This is a genomic window from Kribbella sp. NPDC055110 (genome assembly GCF_053607525.1).
In genome coordinates this window covers 476,724-492,207 of sequence record NZ_JBSGTS010000002.1, presented here as the reverse complement: position 1 = coordinate 492,207, position 15,484 = coordinate 476,724, and the positions used below count along the sequence as shown (strand labels likewise).

The window sequence follows — 15,484 nt, the reverse complement described above, 5'->3', positions numbered from 1 at the left end:
TGTCAGTGGACGGCGGCGCGCTAGGGTTGACGCATGAACGACGACGTACTGCTGCGGAATGCGGGAACGACGCGCGACCGTCACCAGGACGAGTCGGTCGAGACCCTCGAGCTGGAAGCCGCGATCGCCCGGAACGTGCGCGAGTTGCGCCGGCTGTCCGGTCTGTCGGTCGCCGACATGGCCGCCAAGGTCGGCATCTCCAAGGCGATGCTGTCCAAGGTCGAGAACGCCCAGACGTCCTGTTCGCTCGGCACGGTCGCCCTGCTCGCCCGAGGCTTGGACGTTCCGGTCACCTCCCTGTTCCGCGGAGCCGACGAGGAGCGACCGGCAGCCTTCGTCAAGGCGGGACAGGGGGCGCCGATCGTGCGGAACGGCACGCAGGTCGGGCATGAGTACGAGTTGCTCGGCTCGTTGCGCGGCGAGCACAAGCGCCTCGAATGCCTGCTCGTGACCCTCAACGAGAAGAGCGAGGTCTATCCACTCTTCCAGCACCCAGGTACAGAGTTCATCTACATGCTCGAGGGAACGATGGAGTACGGGCACTCCCGCCAGACCTACCAGCTCACACCGGGAGACTCACTCCAGTTGGACGGCGAAGGAGCCCACGGCCCCACAAACCTGATCGAACTCCCGATCCGCTTCCTGTCGGTGATCGCCTTTCCGGACGCGTCGGTGTGAGTCTGGGTGATGCCCGACGGGGGCGCCTCAGGTCATAGCGCGTGACTGTCTGAGGACGGTCGCGCGTACGGCGGGTGTGGGTGGGACGCCCCCTTCGGCCAGAGCGTCGAGGACGGTACCGAGGACGGGCTCCGCGTCTGGTGCGGCGATGTCGACGTGGGGGAGTTGGCGGCCGAGTTCTCGCAGGATGGCTTTGCGCAGGGTGTTGTCCGCTGCTACCGAGCCGCCGAGGGTGAGAGTGAAGGGTTCCTCGAGGCCGACCTGGTTGGCGCACGCCTCGACGTAGGCGGTGACTCGCTCGGCGTGCTGGTCGACGATGCTGATGGCAACGAGATCTCCGCGTTCGGCTTCGCGGAGTACGACGCGAGCTGCCCTCGCCTTGTCGTGATGGGTGCCTTCGGTGCTCTCGCGGCGGGTGAATCTGTGCAGTAGATCCTCGACCGAGGCGGCTTCGTAGTACTGCGGGACCGCCTGCGACAGCGAGGTGGCGGGCGCCATCCCGATCTGCGCTCGGAAGATCGCGTGCAAGGCGTCGTCGACGAGACCGGCGGCGCCGAGGGGGTGCGATAGCCAGAACGACAGGGCGAACTCGGTGCCGGTCGGTCCGCGGCCGGCGATCGCGGCCCCGGTACCGAGAGAGACGGCGACACCCACCCCGTCCGGGTCGCCACAGCGGAGCAGGGCGAAGCCGTCGTTCTTGACCGAGAACGGCACGTCCGGACCGAGGTGCCCCGCGAGCACCTCGGTCCAGAGTGCGGTGTCCTCCGGCCAGTCGACGCCTGCCAGGCGGAACGCGGCCGATACAAGATGGGCACCGGGTACTGCGTTCTGCGCGGCGGCGAGTGCTTCGTCGACGAGTCGGAGAACGGCGGCTACTGCCTCCCCAGGGTCGTTGACGCCGTAGATGTCGCCGAGTCCGCCGCGGGCCTGGCCGAGGATGTTCCCGCGCCGGTCCGCGACGGCGGCGATGGTCTTGGTGTTACCGGCGTCGACGCCGAGGAAGAGATCGGTCACGGCAGGAGTCGCTCCGGGAGGTACGCCGCGTGCGCCGCCGCCATCTCGTCGTACAGCTCCTCGGCGACCCTGAGGTTGTTGACGAGCGGGTTGGCGAGCAGTGCCTGGATGCCGTCCTTGCGGGTCCCGTCCCACCCGGTCTTGGCGGCGAGGATCTGGTACTCGGCGAGCTCCTGGGTGATGCCCAGGACGGAGTGCGGCAGCGGCTTCTGCGGCTCGATGTGGAAGCCCTTCTTGTCGACGTTGCACCAGACCTCGACGACAGTGCGCTCGTCGAACCCGGGGAGCGCTCCGCCGGCGTTCGGAAGGTTGACCGGGAGCCGAGCCCCGGTGTCGTTGTAGTGCGCGCTCATCACGTCGATCGCGAGCTCTAGCTCGTGGATACCGCCGCGGGAACGCTTCGGGTCGAGCTCAGGTGCGTCGGCGGTCGCCTGCTCGCGGTAGTGGTCCCAGTAACCCGGCACGGAGTCCATGATGATCTCGGAACGCGTCTTCGCGGCGCCTTGCTGCTCACGCAGCAGTTCCTCGCGGAAGTAGTAGTAGTTGAAGTAGTCGGACGGGATCGATCCCATGGTCACCGCGAGGTGCAGCGCCCGGCGGGAGTTGGCGTCCAGCTGGTCCTTGCGCTCCTCCCACCCCTGCTCGAGGAGCGGCATGATGTCTTTGCCGTCGTACAGGGCCTCGGTGCTCCAGCAGTTGTGGTTGACGCCGGCCATCGTCACCTGCGCGCGCTCCGGGTCGAGGCCGGCGGCCTTGATCACGACCGGCGGGAAAACGATCGGTCCCTCGCACATCGACACGATCGGTACGTCGCTGTACTGCGAGACGGCCTGGGAGACGATGTTGACCGGGTTGGTGTAGTTGAAGATCTTCGCGTTCGGGGCGACCGCGTTGAGGTCCTCGACGACGCCCTTGAGGACGTTCACCGAGCGCAGCGACATGAAGAAGCCGCCGGGGCCCTGGGTCTCCTGGCCGATGATGCCGTGCTTGATCGGGATGCGCTCGTCGAGGGCCCGGGCGGCGAACCCGCCGGGGCGGAAGCTGGACAGTACGGCGTCGACATCGGTCAGCCCGGCCCGCCGGTCGGTGGTGGCGGAGACGGTGATGTCCAGGCCCTGTGCCTTGATCATCCGCTCGCTGATCGAGCGGACCACTTCCAAGTGATCGGGGTCGAGATCGATCAGGACGATCTCGGAGCCCGCGAACTCCTTGCTGTGCCACAGCAGTGATGCCATCGTCCCGGCCGCCCTGGAGGAGCCGCCGCCGAGGTAAGCGAGCTTGATGCGTGCCATGAGAAACAGTGTGCCTTTCGTAGCGGATGGGTCAGGAGGCGGCCGGAAGCAGCGCGGCGGCTGCCCGGTCTGCCAGGAATCGTGGGGACGAGCAGTCGCTGAGGACGGTGGCCGGCCAGTCCGCCTCGTAGGAGCCAGCGGCGGCGACCCGCTGGACGGTGACCTGTTTGTGGGCGCCGGTGACGACCATGACGACGGCGCGGGACAGGTCCCGAATGGTGGCCACACCAACGGTCACGCCGTACCGCGGAACGTCGTCCAGGCGCCGGAACGAGGGGAACGTCTCGAGGTTGTCGCGCCGTGTGCTGTCGCCGAGCTCGACGACCCGGGTGCGGCTGTCGGGCGCGGTTCCGGCCGGGTTCAGGGCGATGTGGCCGTCGGAAGCGCCGGAGGCGAGCAGGAAGACGTCGATGCCGCCGACGGCCGCCAGGGCGCGGTCGTACTCGCCTCGTTCCGCCGCCGGGTCGGGGTACCACAGGTTCTGCTCGGGGATGCCACGCCCGGGACCGGCGGCCGCGTTCAGCGGACCGACGATCTGGCGCCGCCCGAAACCGATGCAGCTGTGCGGCAGATCGGCATCGATCAAGTGGTACGCGCCTGCGTGACGGACGACGTACTCGTCCATCAGGGCGATGATCACGTGCCGCAGGTCGAGGTTGCGTTCGGCAACGAGTTCGGCCAGGTGCGAGTACGTCGGCAGCGGGCTGCGGCCGGTGGGACAGCCGAGGACGAACGGGCGGCCCGCGTCCGCGGCCGACTGGATGCCGTTGGCGATCTCCGCTGCCGCGAGACGGCCGACGTCGTCGGGGCTCTCGTGGATCTCGGGCGGCACGTGCATATGAAGTCCTTTGACGAAGGAGGAGGTGGTCATTCCTTGAGGGCGCCGTTCAGCACGCCGCGGATGAAATGCCGCTGGAAGAAGGCGTAGAGCACGAGCACCGGGAGAGCGACGATGAGGGAACCGGCGGCGAGCAGGTTCACGTCGACGCTGTGCTGTCCCTGGAACACGCCGAGCGCCAGCGTGGCCGGCTGAATCGCCGGGTCGGCGATGAAGATCAGCGACAGGAAGAAGTCGTTCCAGGTCCACATGAACGACAGCAGCACGAGGGTCAGTACGGCGGGCCGCGAGATCGGCAGCAGGATCTGCCACAGGATGCGCCAGGTCCGCGCGCCGTCGATCTCCGCTGCCTCGATCAGGGATCCGGGGACCGCGCGGAACGTTGCCCGCATCCAGAACGCCCCGAAGGGCACGCCCATGCCGATCTGGATGATGATCAGGCCCAGCCAGGAATTCGTCAGCCCGAGGGACTGGAACGTGTAGTACAGCGGGACGATGAAGACCTCGGCGGAGATCATCAGGCCGAGCAGGACCAGTGGGAAGATGACCTTCTGCCCGGCCACGCCGAGGACGCCGAAGGCGAAGCCGGAAAGGACGGCCAGGATGGTCTGTCCGGTCACCGCGCCGATCGTGATCACCGCGGAGGCGAGCATCGCGCGCCCGAAACCGCCGAGCTGCCACGCGGTGCTGAAGTTCTCCCAGTGGAGGTTCGTCAGGTCGATCTGACCACCGCGGTTCGGGCTCAGCGCAGTGAACAGGAACCAGACTACGGGGAACAGGACGAGAATCGAGACGAACGCCAGGACCGTGTGGTTGAGGACGCGTTCGGTGCGGGAGATCATGCCTTCTCCTCGGACAGTCTGGTGATGACCAGCGCCACCAGCAGGCAGATGATCGCCAGCACGATGCCGATGGCGGCCGCCATGCCCACGTCCGGGTTGAGGAACGCTTTCCGGTAGAGCAGTAAGGCTGGTGTGGTGGTGGAGCTGCCGGGTCCGCCCTGAGTGGTGACCCACACCAGGTCGAAGGCACGCAGCGCGCCGGTGACGGTGAGCGTCAGCCCGACCGCGAGTTGTCCGCGTAAAGCGGGCAGCGTGATCGCGAAGAACTCGCGGACCGGGCCGGCGCCGTCCATCCGGGCCTGTTCGAACAGCTCGACGGGAATCGCCGAGACCCCGGCGACAAAGAGGACCATGCACAGGCCGAGCGCGGTCCAGGTGCCGATCACACCGAGCGCCGGCAGCGCCCAGGTGAAATCGCCGAGCCAGTTGTGGGCGAGGCCGTCGAGACCGACGGCTCGCAGTGCGCTGTTCAGCGGTCCGTCCGGTCCGTAGATCCGTTTCCAGATCACGGCCACCACGACGCTCGTCAGCACTTGCGGCAGAAACAGTAGCCACCGGTAGAGACCACCGCCGCGCACCCGACCGCGCCCGAGGAGCGCAGCCGACACCAGCCCGAGCACGATCGGCAGGGCGGCGAAGAACAGCACCAGTACGAGTACGTGCTGCAGCGACTGAGTCAGTTCAGGATCGGTGAAGAAGGCGGTGTAGTTGCTCAGCCCAACGAACCGCGCGGTCGTCACACCGTCCCAGCTGTAGAACGAGTAGCTCACGCTCTGCAGGATCGGGACTATCACCACGAAGCCGTAGAAGATGAGCGCGGGCGCGGCGAACGCGAGGCCGAGCCAGCGCCGTTTGCGTGCCCGCCCCGACATCTTCGGTCGGCCAGTTCGAGCGCGATCCGACGCGGGGGCCGTCCCGCCTGCAGTGGCAGGTCTGGCCTGCCGCTGCAGCAGTTGACGGGAACTCATCCGGTCAGCCCTTTGCCCGCTGCGCCTGGAAGGTGTCGTAATCCTTCTGGCCGGCATCGGATAGTTGTTCGGGCGTCGTCTTGCCGGCCAGCAGCAGCTGCAACTGACCACCGAGCGTGTCGAGCATCGTCGGTGTCGACCAGTCGAAGTACGGCACGTATCCGTCGCCCTCGTCGAGTTTCTGCTGCCCGGAGACCTCGCTGACGAACTCCGGGTTGTTGGTCGGAGCCGTCACATCGTTGTGCAGGAGCGGGAGATAGCCGTTGTCCACCGCGAGCTGCGCTGTCGCCTTGCTCGCCATGTAGTCGAGGAAGGCCGCCGCCGCGTCCGGGTGCTTCGACTTCGCGGAGATGGCGAGATTCCCTGCCGTAGAGCCGGTGCCAACCACTTTGTCGCCGGACGCTTGCGGGAGCTGGACGTACCCATAGGTCTGCTTCTGAGCGGTGGAGAACCCGAGCGAGCCGGTGTACTCGAAGCGGAAGGCGCCCTTACCGGCCAGGAAATTGTTCACAGCGTCTGCGTACTGAACACCCGGGTAGCTCGGCGTGAACCAGCCGGCATCAGCCCACTTCTTGACCGCGGTGGCCGCCTGCACGATGCCCGTCGACGTGATCGGGGTCGACCCGCTGGAGTAGACGAAGTCACCGATGTCCTTGGCCGACCCGTAGAGATCCTGCAGCGCGAACAGGATCGCCGTCGCAGACCCCTTGTCCTGCGACCCGTACGCGATCGGAACCTGGCCGGCCGCCTTGACCGCCGCGCACGCCTTCTCGAACTCCTCAAGCGTCTTCGGCACCTGCAGCCCGAGCTTGTCGAGGATGGCCTTGTTGTAATACAGCCCGATCAGCGACGACCGGGCTGCCGGGGTCGCGTAGAGCGAGCCGGTGCCCATCTGCTTGCCGTCCGAGGTGAACTGCAGTTGGCGCAGGATCGTGGTCGGGATCTCCTTGTTCCATCCGTACGCCGTGGCGTACGCGTCGAGGTTGAGGATCCGGCCGCCCTTGGCCAGCGTGCCCATCGACTGCCAGCCGTTGTTGACCAGTGCGATGTCCGGCCCGTTCGGGTCCGCGAGACGCAGGTTCACGGTGTTCATCACCTGACCCCAGTCCTGCGTGGTCCGCTTGATCGTGATGTTCGGATGTTCCTTCTCGAAACCGGCGACGACGGAGTCCATCCACTTGCCTTCGGCGCCCTGCCAGAAGTCGAGCATCTTCAACGTGACGGCCTCACCAGAGACGTTCGTCGAGACTCCGCTGGGCGAGCTCGCCGCTCCGGGGCTCGAGCCGCCTGGGGCGCACGCCGCCAGCACAGTGGCTGCGGCGAGAACAGTGGCAGCCGCGCCCATCAGGCGTCGTCTCTTCATGCCGGTCTCCTTCGATTCATCGGATGCCCCGTTCCGAGCGGATGCCGTCAACCGTAGCCATAACCAGACCAGTCATGCCAGAACGCGACCAGTTTTGAGCCAAAGCCAGAACTGGTACGGTTATGACGATGAGGACTCCGACAGTGGCCGCGGGTGTGGTTCGCGAGCTGAGCGATGCCATCAACCGGGGCGTCTACCCACCTGGTTCGCGGCTGCCCGGCGAGCGGCAGCTGGCAGAGCAGTTCCATGTCAGCCGGAGCACCCTGCGCAGCGCCTTGGGCGAACTCGAGAACGGAGGCCGGATCGCCCGCTCGCCGCAGCGCGGCTGGTTCGTGCCGAGCCCGACGGTCGGGGAGCCGCCGAGCACCCTGCAGAGCTTCACCGAGATGGCGCGGCTCCGCGGGCTGAACGCGACGGCGAAGGTCCTCGAGCGGACCCTGCGCTCGGCGACCATCGACGAGGCCGAGCGCCTCGGCATCCCGCCGGGCGGCGAGGTCCTGGTCCTCGTCCGCCTGCGCGGCATGAACTCGACCCCGATCTGCGTCGACACCAACATCATCCCGATGACGATCGGTGCACCGCTGATGGGCGTGGACCTGACCGACCGATCCCTGTACGACGCGCTCGAGCAACTGTGCTCGGTGTCGGTCTACCGCAGTGCCTACTCGGTCCAGGCCGACGCGGCCTCCGCCGAGACCGCCGCACTGCTCACCATCCCCACCGGCAACCCGGTCCTGATCGGCCGCGAGGTCGCCTACGACCGCGCCGGTACGCCGATCCTCCTCGGCTACAACACCTACCGCGGCGACGCCTACCGCTTCGAAGCCGACCTCTACCGCGCCCTCCCGCTCGGTCATTAGCTGGACGGGTTCACGCCGAGCAGAAAATGAGGCGACCTGCGAGGACAACGAGATGCGGTGTTGTCCAGCGCCGCATACTGCTGGCCGCTTTCGCCGTCTGCGCCTCGGCTCCAGCCGGACTCCGCGTACTCGGTTCCGGACGGTCTGAGCAAGAGCGCCGGCGGCTCTGCCTCTCTCGATCGGGTTGCGGGATCGCCCGGCTTTGCGTCGGCAAGCCGATCACATCGGCCGGATCCTGGATTGTGTGATCCTGGTTCTGGGGAGGTGCCGGGAACGCGATCTTCGAGGCCATGGATCCTCGGAAATTGGAAGTTGTGAATGATGCCCCGCGAGATCAGCTGCACCGTGAGGTTGGGCAGAGCAACGTTGCGTGGAGTATCCGCAAGCTCATCGAGTTGATCGACGAGGCGATCGATTCGGCGGGGGACCAGTTGGCTCGTTCGGCTGGGCTGTGGGCGGAGTCGCCTGGTCGGGCCGACGCGCCTGATCGGCTGGCGGTGCGCCGGCGGTCTGGCTCGCTGTCGGCGCGGTCGTTGCTGGAGGAGCCAGACAGGGACAACGGCGTCGGTCCTTTGTGATACGTCGTTCGGCGGCGGTGTCCTTGATCCTGGGTTCCAGGTTCTGTTGGTCGTGTGGCCGGGGTGAGCTTCGAGGCAGTCAGTTGTGGATGCTGCTTGCGTATGCACAAACTGTCTCGTGACTCGGGATGCCATGGTTTGGCCAGATTGGAGGCGACGTCGGTTGCGTACACATTGCTCGCGAGGTTCGGTGTCGTGCCGGCCGGAGCGTCCGCGGATCTGATTGCCAGTGCGACGGGGACACTCGGAAGGTCGCCCGCGGTCCGGCTTGTCGAGACGTTGGGCGGTCGAGTCGTTGCTGCTGCAGGGCGCCTGATCGAGGTCACGGAGCGACACGTGCCGACGCAGGAAGGGCTGCGCAGCATGGCACCGACGACATCGACCTGTGTCGACGAGGAGGATCGAGAATTCCGCCTGGGCTTGTGAGGATCTACCAAGCCAGGTTCCGATGCAGTGACGCCGAGGCGATTGTCGAACCGAAGCTGACTCGACTCCCGCGGATACATCGTGAACCCGCACATCGTGCCGACCATCGCGGTCCAGCGGCGGCTGATCGCGGTGAATCAGCCCGCAACGATGTTCTTCCGACGACAGTTGCTCGGGGCAAGAAGGCTGAGCCAAGGACTATCTCAAGCGTGGTGGCGTACTCGAGGCGCTGGACCCAGGGCTCGAACTGGTCGATCGGCTACGCGCCTGGCGGCGATCCCGGTCGGTCGACAGCCTTCGCGCGACGGGCTTCGACTTGGCAAGTGTGCGGAATGCCGGGCTGGCGCTCGCTGACCTGGAACCGGCCGCCGAACGCGCCCGCGACGGTGGAAACGACCGGCGCAGTCGCATACCCGGCTACGGGTGACTCCACGTCGTACATGTACTACTCACCGATGCGCACTCCGGGATGTGGGCGTCTTCGAGCAGCCGGCGGTTCTCCCGCCGCCGTTGCGCAAGGTGGTCCTTCTTGCTCATGGTCAGCCGGGCCGTCGCCGCTGCCGGCGTCTGGCATCGGGGGCCGAAGGTCTTCGCTGGTGTGTAATGACTGGCGTGACACTTCGGCGGGAGCGGGCGCGGTGATTCGGCTCGGCAGGATTGTGCGGGTCGTGGTGGTCTGGTCCTTCATCGCGTTGCTGGTGAATGGGACAGTGCGGGCCACCGACGACGCGTGGCCGTTTGGGCCGATGTCGCAGTACGCCGGCTCGGTGGCCGACGATGCCTCGATCACCTCCATCCGGATCAGCGCGCAGACGAACGCCGGCACGACGGTCGACGTACCGCTGGAGATCGGGGGAGCAGGCATCGCCCGCGCCGAGATCGAGGCGCGGACCGGCGCGATCGTGGCGGATCCGTCCTTGCTGCAGGCAGTCGCGGACGGCTGGGCGCGAAAGCACCCGGACCGGCCCGGGTATTTGAGGCTGGAGCTGATCCGGGACACCACCCAGTTGGTCGATGGCCATGTCGACGGGCCGCCCAAGTCCGAGATCCTGGCGACCTGGCGGGTACGCCGATGAGGTCAGCCGTGAACTGGTTCACCCCCAAGATCGCGCTGGCGCGGATCGCCTGGCTGCGCACGATCCTGTACCTGTTCGTCATTCTCGACATGCACGCCTTCGTTCGAGACACCCGGCTGAAGGGTGAGTCGCCGGGTTTCTACCAACCACTGTTCCTGGCGCGGCTGCTGGACTTGCCCAGGCCGTCGGTGGCGAATACGACGACGCTCTATGTCGTGTTGATCGCCGGGTGCCTGATCGGCGCCTCGAACCGGTTACCGCGGCTGGCCGGCTGGGTGGTTGCGCCGGCGTTCACCTGGTGGGTGCTGATCGGGATGAGCGACGGAAAGGTGGACCACGACCACCTGGCCCTTGTGGTGGCGCTGTGGGTCCTGCCGACGGTGGCTCCGACTCAGAACAGGCGCTGGCTGCGCGAGGTGTCGCCGTACGCGGACCAGACCCGGTCCGAGGCTGCGGGCTGGGCGATCCGCTGCGTCCAGATCGCCGTGATCGCGACCTACTTCCTGTCCGCGATCGCCAAGCTGCGCGGCGCGGGCTGGACGCTGGCGTGGCCGGACAGCGCGGTCCTGACCTGGGCGATCGTGCGCAGGCCGAACCCGGTCGGGCAGTGGCTGCTGCACTACCCGTGGCTCCTGCACGTCATGCAATGGGTCGGGATCATCGGCGAGTTCCTCTCGCCGGCGATCTTGTGGATGCGTGGCCGCTGGCAGCTGTCTGGGGCCCTGTTCTTCCTGGGATTCCACGTGGCGAACACGGTGATCCTCGGGATTCATTTCCTACCGACGGTGGTCTGCTGGCTGGCCTTCGCACCGCTGGAGCGGATCGCTGCCTGGTCGCCAGAACGCCATGCCAGGCGGCTCGGCGCCGGACAGCACGAGGGAGCAACCGGCTAGCGCGCAACGGTGCCGAGTGTGGGTGGGCGGCGGCGTGGCTGCCCAGACGCCCGAGACCGGCGGCAAAGCGACCGCGAGGGCTACGGCGGGGATGATGATGCCGGAATCGTTGACGGCGAGCCCGATGACGGCGGTGACCAGGCAGGTGGCCAGGTACGGCCGGAGGGCAGGCTCGGTGCTGTGGGTGGCTACGACCCCGGTGGCTCGTATCCACTGGGGCCCGGCGACGGCGATGACCGCGGCGATCAGGAGGGCGAGCAGCAGACTCAGCGTCGGACGCTCGGCGAAGGCGTGCAGGTGTCGTGATCACCAGCCCACCCTTGGCGGACATCAAGCCAGGTAGTCCCGCCGTCCGCTCCCCGGATCGGATTGAGCGGGGTCGGGACCGCGATTGCCGCGCTGCCACAGTTGCCCGGGGTGCAGCTGGCGGTGGTGTGGGTGCACGCGACCGCGACCAAACCGGCGGTTGAGCTTCGCATCCTGGGGGTCGCTCGATGTGGACGAGCGTGTGCAGTTCGTCGAGCCGGTGCCGCCGAGTGACGTCGTGTCGTTTCTGCGCACGGCGGGCGTGGGCCTGATTCCGATCCTCCGGTACCCGACTCGCGAGTTGGCCTGCCGAACAAGGTGTTCAAGTACGTGTTCGCGGGGCTGCCGGTGGTGACCAGCGACATGGCGACGCTCAAGGAATTCGTCGGGAAGACCGGAATCGGGGGAGGTCTTCGAGGCTGGGCAAGTCGGCACTCCGCGATGAGATGTCCTGGGCATCCAAGCCGTCCGGCTCCGATCCCCGTACCAGGCTCTTGTGCGACCCGGATCTGGCCACCGCCGCAGTATCGGTGTGGCGCTCGCCGGTGGTGGTGACCCGCGCGCTGTCGGAGGCTCGGTTCGGCTTCTGGTGGGAGTGTTGTCAGCCGCCTGCTGTGGGGGCGATGGCACCGGTGGCGACGAGGGCGATGAGGAGGGTCCCGACGGCGACGCGGTACCCGACGAAGGGCAGGAAGGTGTGGGTTGTGATGAAGCGCAGGAACCAGGCGATGACGGGGTATTCGATGCCGAAGGCAACGATGGCGGGTCCTCAGGCGGGTGTGATGCCGTCGCCGATCTTGGGGATCGGCACGCTGCCGAGAATGATGAACCATCCCAGCCTGACCAGCGGGTCCTTGCGCCGCTCCGGCCGGAACAGCGACGTCGTCCAGGCCGCGACGACCGCGGCGATCTCGCGGCGGAAAGAGGTCAGTACGGAGGCTTCGGTCCCCAGTTGGGTGACGGCGGTGAACGCGGCACCCCGGGGTCTGGCCAGTCCATGAGCGCGGACACGACGCGTAGGTGGGCGCTGGACGACACCGGCAGGAACTCGGTCAAGCCCTGCACGACGGCGAGTACGGCGACCTGAAACCAGTTCACCGTGACCTGTTCCTATCTAGGAAGACCCCGGGAGCGTGCAGTGAGTCAACGTGGGTGGGCAGGTGCGAGGGCGTCAGCGTTTCCGGAAGACGATCCAGCGCATGGCGCAGTACATGTAGAGGCCCTCGCAGAGGCCGGCGGTGAGCCGGGAGAGGTGGTACTCGACACCGAGGGCGGTCAGGCCGGTGCCGACGCCGAGGATCCAGACGAGGTAGTTGAGTGCGACGACGCCTGCGTAGCGGGCGAGCTGGGCGCCGACCGGGGCGTGCGAGCGGAAGTTCAGGGTCCGGTTGAGGACGTAGCTCAGGGCGAAGGCGCAGCAGTAGGCGATGGTGATTGCCAGCCAGAGTGGGAGCTGGAGCCACGAGCGCAGGAGCGTGAGGAGGGCTAGGTCGACGCCAAAGGTGAATCCGTTGATGAGGGCGAATCCGAGCAGGTTGGGCGGCACAATCCTGGACAGACCCCAGGGGAGCCGGCGGGTCGTGGCCGCCATCGCGCTTGCGAACCGTTCATCGCTGCGTTCGGTCGCTGCGTGGGCAGTCGATGCCACGCTGGGAGGCTGCCAGTCCAGGCAAGCGTCGCCATCGTCGGCTGGCTTGGCGCGAGGAGTGCCGTTGCTGGTCATAGCTGGTCAGAGGTGCCGGCTCGTGTTGGTCAGCGGCCGGATGATCCAGGCGAGGGCGACGCCGCAGAGTGTCGTGGTGGCAGTGGTGGCAGTGGTGGCGAGTTGGCCGGGCGTGAGCGGTTCGAGGCGGAGCAGCGCGGCGGCTGGTGTGGTGGCGGCGAGGGCCGCGACGACGAGGGCGCTGAGTGTCCAGATGGGGAAGGCAGGGTTGCGTCGCCAGGACAGCCCTGGCCGAGCGCGCAGCGACCAGGCGATGAAAGTATGGGCCACGAGCCAGGCGAACACAGCTCCGTTGCGTGCCTGCTCGGTCGTTGCGCCCGCATTGAGCAGCAGCAGGTACGCCGGTGCCACGGCGAGCGCGAGGGTGAGCGCACAGGCCAGCAGAGCCTGCAGGAACGTGCTGTCGACGAATTTCGCTCGCGGTGAGCGTGGCGGCCGTGTCATCGCTGCTGGTGCCTCGGGCTCGGAGACGAAGGCGATCGAGGCGCCGATGTCCATGAACAGTTCGAGCAGCACGATCTGAACGGGTGCGAACGGTGCGGGGTGGCCGGCGATCAGAGCGGCGAGTACTGCGGCGACGAGCGCAACCTTGGCGCCGAGGTAGAACGCGACCGCGCGACGCAACTGGGAGGCGATCGACCGGCCCTTCTCGATCGCGCGGACGACAGTCGCGTACGAGTCGTCGGTGAGTACCAGACCGGCCGCTTGGCGGGCCAGATCGGTGCCGCGGGCACCCATCGCGATGCCGGCGTTCGCGGTGGCCAGCGCCGGTGCGTCGTTGACACCGTCCCCTGTCACAGCGACAACCTCGCCTTGGCTCTGGAGCAGCGACACGAGGCGTTGCTTGTCACGCGGTGTGGCACGGCCGATGACCGTGCCGTCGTGGACCTCGCTGAGCAGCGCCGAGTCGTCGACGGTTGCGAGTTGCGTACCTCCGCGCAACGTCGGACCGTCGGGGAGTCCGGCCCGGGTGGCGACGGATCGGCCGGTCAGTGGGTGGTCGCCGGTGACGACGATCGTGGCGACGCCCGCCGTACCGAGTTCAGCGACGGCTGCCGGGACGTCGGCGCGAACCGGATCGTCGAAGACGAGTAGTCCGGCGACGGTCAGGCCGGATTCGACCTGGTTCACCGTGATCTCGTCTTTCGGTTGGCCGGCGAGCTCGGGCGCTTCGCGCCAGGCGACGGCGATCGTCCGCTGCCCGCCGGTCGCGACGTTGTGGACGATCTGTTCCCAGGAGGTCACGTCGCCCGGTCCGGCCGCGGCGAGGACCGCCTCGGGTGCTCCGGCAACCGCGACCCAGGTCCGCTGATCGGTGTGCAGGAGACGAGACACGCGCTTGCGGTCGGAATCGAACGGCCACGCGGCGATGATGTCGCCCGGCTCGCTGATGACGCCCGCCTCCTTGGCAGCGTCCGCGACGGCGAGGTCCATCGGATCGGCGCTTCCGGTTCCTGCCCCTTGTGCCGCGGCGGCGATCGTCAGCACCAGTAGCCGCTCGCCGTGTACGTCGGTCAGCTGCATCCGGTTCTGGGTCAGAGTGCCGGTCTTGTCCGTGAGCAGGTAGGTGACCGAGCCGAGCGTCTCGCCCACTTCGAGTCGACGCAACAAGGCCCCGCGCCTCGCCAGCTGCAGGCCGCCGATGGCGAGCAGCATCGTGACCAGGATGGGCAGTTCCTCCGGGACGGTGGCGAACGCGAGCGTCAGCCCGGTGAGCAGCATGTCCTTCAAGGGTTGGCCCAGGACCACGCCGACCACCGGCACCCCGACCGATACGACGATCGCGAGGATCAGGACGAGCCGAGCCAGTTCTCGCGTCGCCCGTTGCAGGCCACTCAGGGGTTCGTCCTGCGACGTCACGGCCGCGCCCAGCTTGCCGAGTTCGGTCTGTTGTCCGGTCGCCACGACGAGCGCGCGGGCTTGGCCGTCGACGACGGCGGTCCCGGTGTAGACCATGTTCGCCCGGTCGGCGAGGTCGGTGCCTTCGGTCAGCACACTCGAACTCTTGCCTGCCGAGAGTGCTTCCCCGGTCAGAGCCGATTCGTCGACTCTCAGCCCCTCGGCGGACAGCAGCCTGCCGTCGGCGGCGATCACGTCACCAGCTTCGAGCAGCAGCACGTCACCGGGTACGACGTCCGCCGCCGGAACGGTTGTCGCCGTACCGGATCGCCACACGCGGGCGTGCGGAGCGGACAATTCGTCCAGGGCGTCGATCGCCCGGGCCGAACGTACCTCGGACGTCGTCTCGACGGCGGCGCTGAGCAGGATCACGCCAAGGATCGCGAAGGCGTCCCCACGTTCGCCGAACACGAACGACAGCACGGCAACCGCGACCAGCAGCAACTGCAGCGGCTCGAGGAACGACTCCGCGAACTCCTCCAGCCAGGACTCCTGCTTGCGTTTGGCGAGCGAGTTGCCCCCGAACCGGTTCAGGCGATCGGCTGCCTCGGCGGTCGACAGGCCGTCTCGCCGGGCGTCGAGGCGGTGCAGACTTTCGTCGGCCGGCAGCGCGTGCCATTCGATATCGGCCGCGGCTTCGGTGATCGTGGGCACGACGGGCTCGGACGTCATCGAGATCTTCTCCGGGTCGGGCCGTTGCGGGCAAGGAGCAGGTGCACGCGGAACCG

At 67.5% G+C, this 15,484-nt stretch carries 15 protein-coding genes; 6 read left to right on the top strand and 9 right to left on the bottom strand.

Going from position 1 to position 15,484, the window contains the following annotated elements; translation table 11 throughout:
- Positions 1 to 33 precede the first annotated feature (33 nt).
- Positions 34 to 678 (top strand): helix-turn-helix domain-containing protein, encoded by a 645-nt coding sequence (locus tag ACWF0M_RS05375; protein ID WP_452234362.1) that lies wholly within the window; start codon positions 34 to 36, stop codon positions 676 to 678.
- A gap of 27 nt (positions 679 to 705) precedes the next feature.
- Here the strand turns inward: ACWF0M_RS05375 and ACWF0M_RS05370 are convergent, their stop codons facing one another.
- The 6 genes from ACWF0M_RS05370 to ACWF0M_RS05345 all read right to left on the bottom strand — a co-directional run bounded on the left by ACWF0M_RS05370 (position 706) and on the right by ACWF0M_RS05345 (position 6,995).
- Complete coding sequence (locus ACWF0M_RS05370) at positions 706 to 1,692, bottom strand: BadF/BadG/BcrA/BcrD ATPase family protein (RefSeq protein ID WP_452234361.1); 987 nt, start codon at positions 1,690 to 1,692, stop codon at positions 706 to 708.
- On the bottom strand, positions 1,689 to 2,984 hold the full coding sequence (locus ACWF0M_RS05365; RefSeq protein WP_452234360.1) for a family 4 glycosyl hydrolase: 1,296 nt from the start codon (positions 2,982 to 2,984) through the stop codon (positions 1,689 to 1,691). The genes ACWF0M_RS05370 and ACWF0M_RS05365 overlap by 4 nt, the downstream gene beginning before the upstream one ends.
- Positions 2,985 to 3,015: 31 nt before the next feature.
- Positions 3,016 to 3,822, bottom strand: coding sequence for a 6-phosphogluconolactonase (locus tag ACWF0M_RS05360; RefSeq protein WP_452234359.1), 807 nt, complete (start codon positions 3,820 to 3,822; stop codon positions 3,016 to 3,018).
- A 29-nt stretch (positions 3,823 to 3,851) separates the two neighbouring features.
- Positions 3,852 to 4,664 (bottom strand): carbohydrate ABC transporter permease, encoded by an 813-nt coding sequence (locus tag ACWF0M_RS05355; protein ID WP_452234358.1) that lies wholly within the window; start codon positions 4,662 to 4,664, stop codon positions 3,852 to 3,854.
- The gene (locus ACWF0M_RS05350) at positions 4,661 to 5,536 is read right to left on the bottom strand and encodes a carbohydrate ABC transporter permease (protein ID WP_452234357.1); all 876 of its coding nucleotides are present in this window, start codon (positions 5,534 to 5,536) and stop codon (positions 4,661 to 4,663) included. The genes ACWF0M_RS05355 and ACWF0M_RS05350 overlap by 4 nt, the downstream gene beginning before the upstream one ends.
- 100 nt (positions 5,537 to 5,636) lie before the next feature.
- Positions 5,637 to 6,995 (bottom strand): ABC transporter substrate-binding protein, encoded by a 1,359-nt coding sequence (locus ACWF0M_RS05345; RefSeq protein WP_452234356.1) that lies wholly within the window; start codon positions 6,993 to 6,995, stop codon positions 5,637 to 5,639.
- 128 nt (positions 6,996 to 7,123) lie between these two features.
- Between ACWF0M_RS05345 and ACWF0M_RS05340 the strand changes: the two genes are divergently transcribed.
- From ACWF0M_RS05340 to ACWF0M_RS05320, 5 genes are all read left to right on the top strand, one after another.
- The gene (locus tag ACWF0M_RS05340) at positions 7,124 to 7,855 is read left to right on the top strand and encodes a GntR family transcriptional regulator (RefSeq protein ID WP_452234355.1); all 732 of its coding nucleotides are present in this window, start codon (positions 7,124 to 7,126) and stop codon (positions 7,853 to 7,855) included.
- A gap of 314 nt (positions 7,856 to 8,169) precedes the next feature.
- Entirely contained in the window at positions 8,170 to 8,433 is a 264-nt protein-coding gene (locus tag ACWF0M_RS05335; protein WP_452234354.1) for a hypothetical protein, read from the top strand.
- A 1,094-nt stretch (positions 8,434 to 9,527) separates the two neighbouring features.
- The gene (locus ACWF0M_RS05330) at positions 9,528 to 9,935 is read left to right on the top strand and encodes a hypothetical protein (RefSeq protein ID WP_452234353.1); all 408 of its coding nucleotides are present in this window, start codon (positions 9,528 to 9,530) and stop codon (positions 9,933 to 9,935) included.
- On the top strand, positions 9,932 to 10,828 hold the full coding sequence (locus ACWF0M_RS05325) for a hypothetical protein (protein WP_452234352.1): 897 nt from the start codon (positions 9,932 to 9,934) through the stop codon (positions 10,826 to 10,828). The genes ACWF0M_RS05330 and ACWF0M_RS05325 overlap by 4 nt, the downstream gene beginning before the upstream one ends.
- Before the next feature lie 1,013 nt (positions 10,829 to 11,841).
- Positions 11,842 to 12,135, top strand: coding sequence for a hypothetical protein (locus ACWF0M_RS05320; protein WP_452234490.1), 294 nt, complete (start codon positions 11,842 to 11,844; stop codon positions 12,133 to 12,135).
- On the opposite strand, the gene ACWF0M_RS05315 is transcribed toward ACWF0M_RS05320, so the two are convergent.
- From ACWF0M_RS05315 to ACWF0M_RS05305, 3 genes are all read right to left on the bottom strand, one after another.
- Entirely contained in the window at positions 12,062 to 12,232 is a 171-nt protein-coding gene (locus tag ACWF0M_RS05315) for an undecaprenyl-diphosphate phosphatase (RefSeq protein ID WP_452234351.1), read from the bottom strand. The two genes, ACWF0M_RS05320 and ACWF0M_RS05315, sit on opposite strands and share 74 nt — an antisense overlap.
- A gap of 73 nt (positions 12,233 to 12,305) precedes the next feature.
- The gene (locus ACWF0M_RS05310; RefSeq protein WP_452234350.1) at positions 12,306 to 12,782 is read right to left on the bottom strand and encodes a GtrA family protein; all 477 of its coding nucleotides are present in this window, start codon (positions 12,780 to 12,782) and stop codon (positions 12,306 to 12,308) included.
- Positions 12,783 to 12,863: 81 nt separating this feature from the next.
- A complete protein-coding gene (locus ACWF0M_RS05305; protein ID WP_452234349.1) occupies positions 12,864 to 15,428 on the bottom strand; it encodes a cation-translocating P-type ATPase in 2,565 nt (854 codons plus the stop codon).
- Between the last annotated feature and the right edge of the window lie 56 nt (positions 15,429 to 15,484).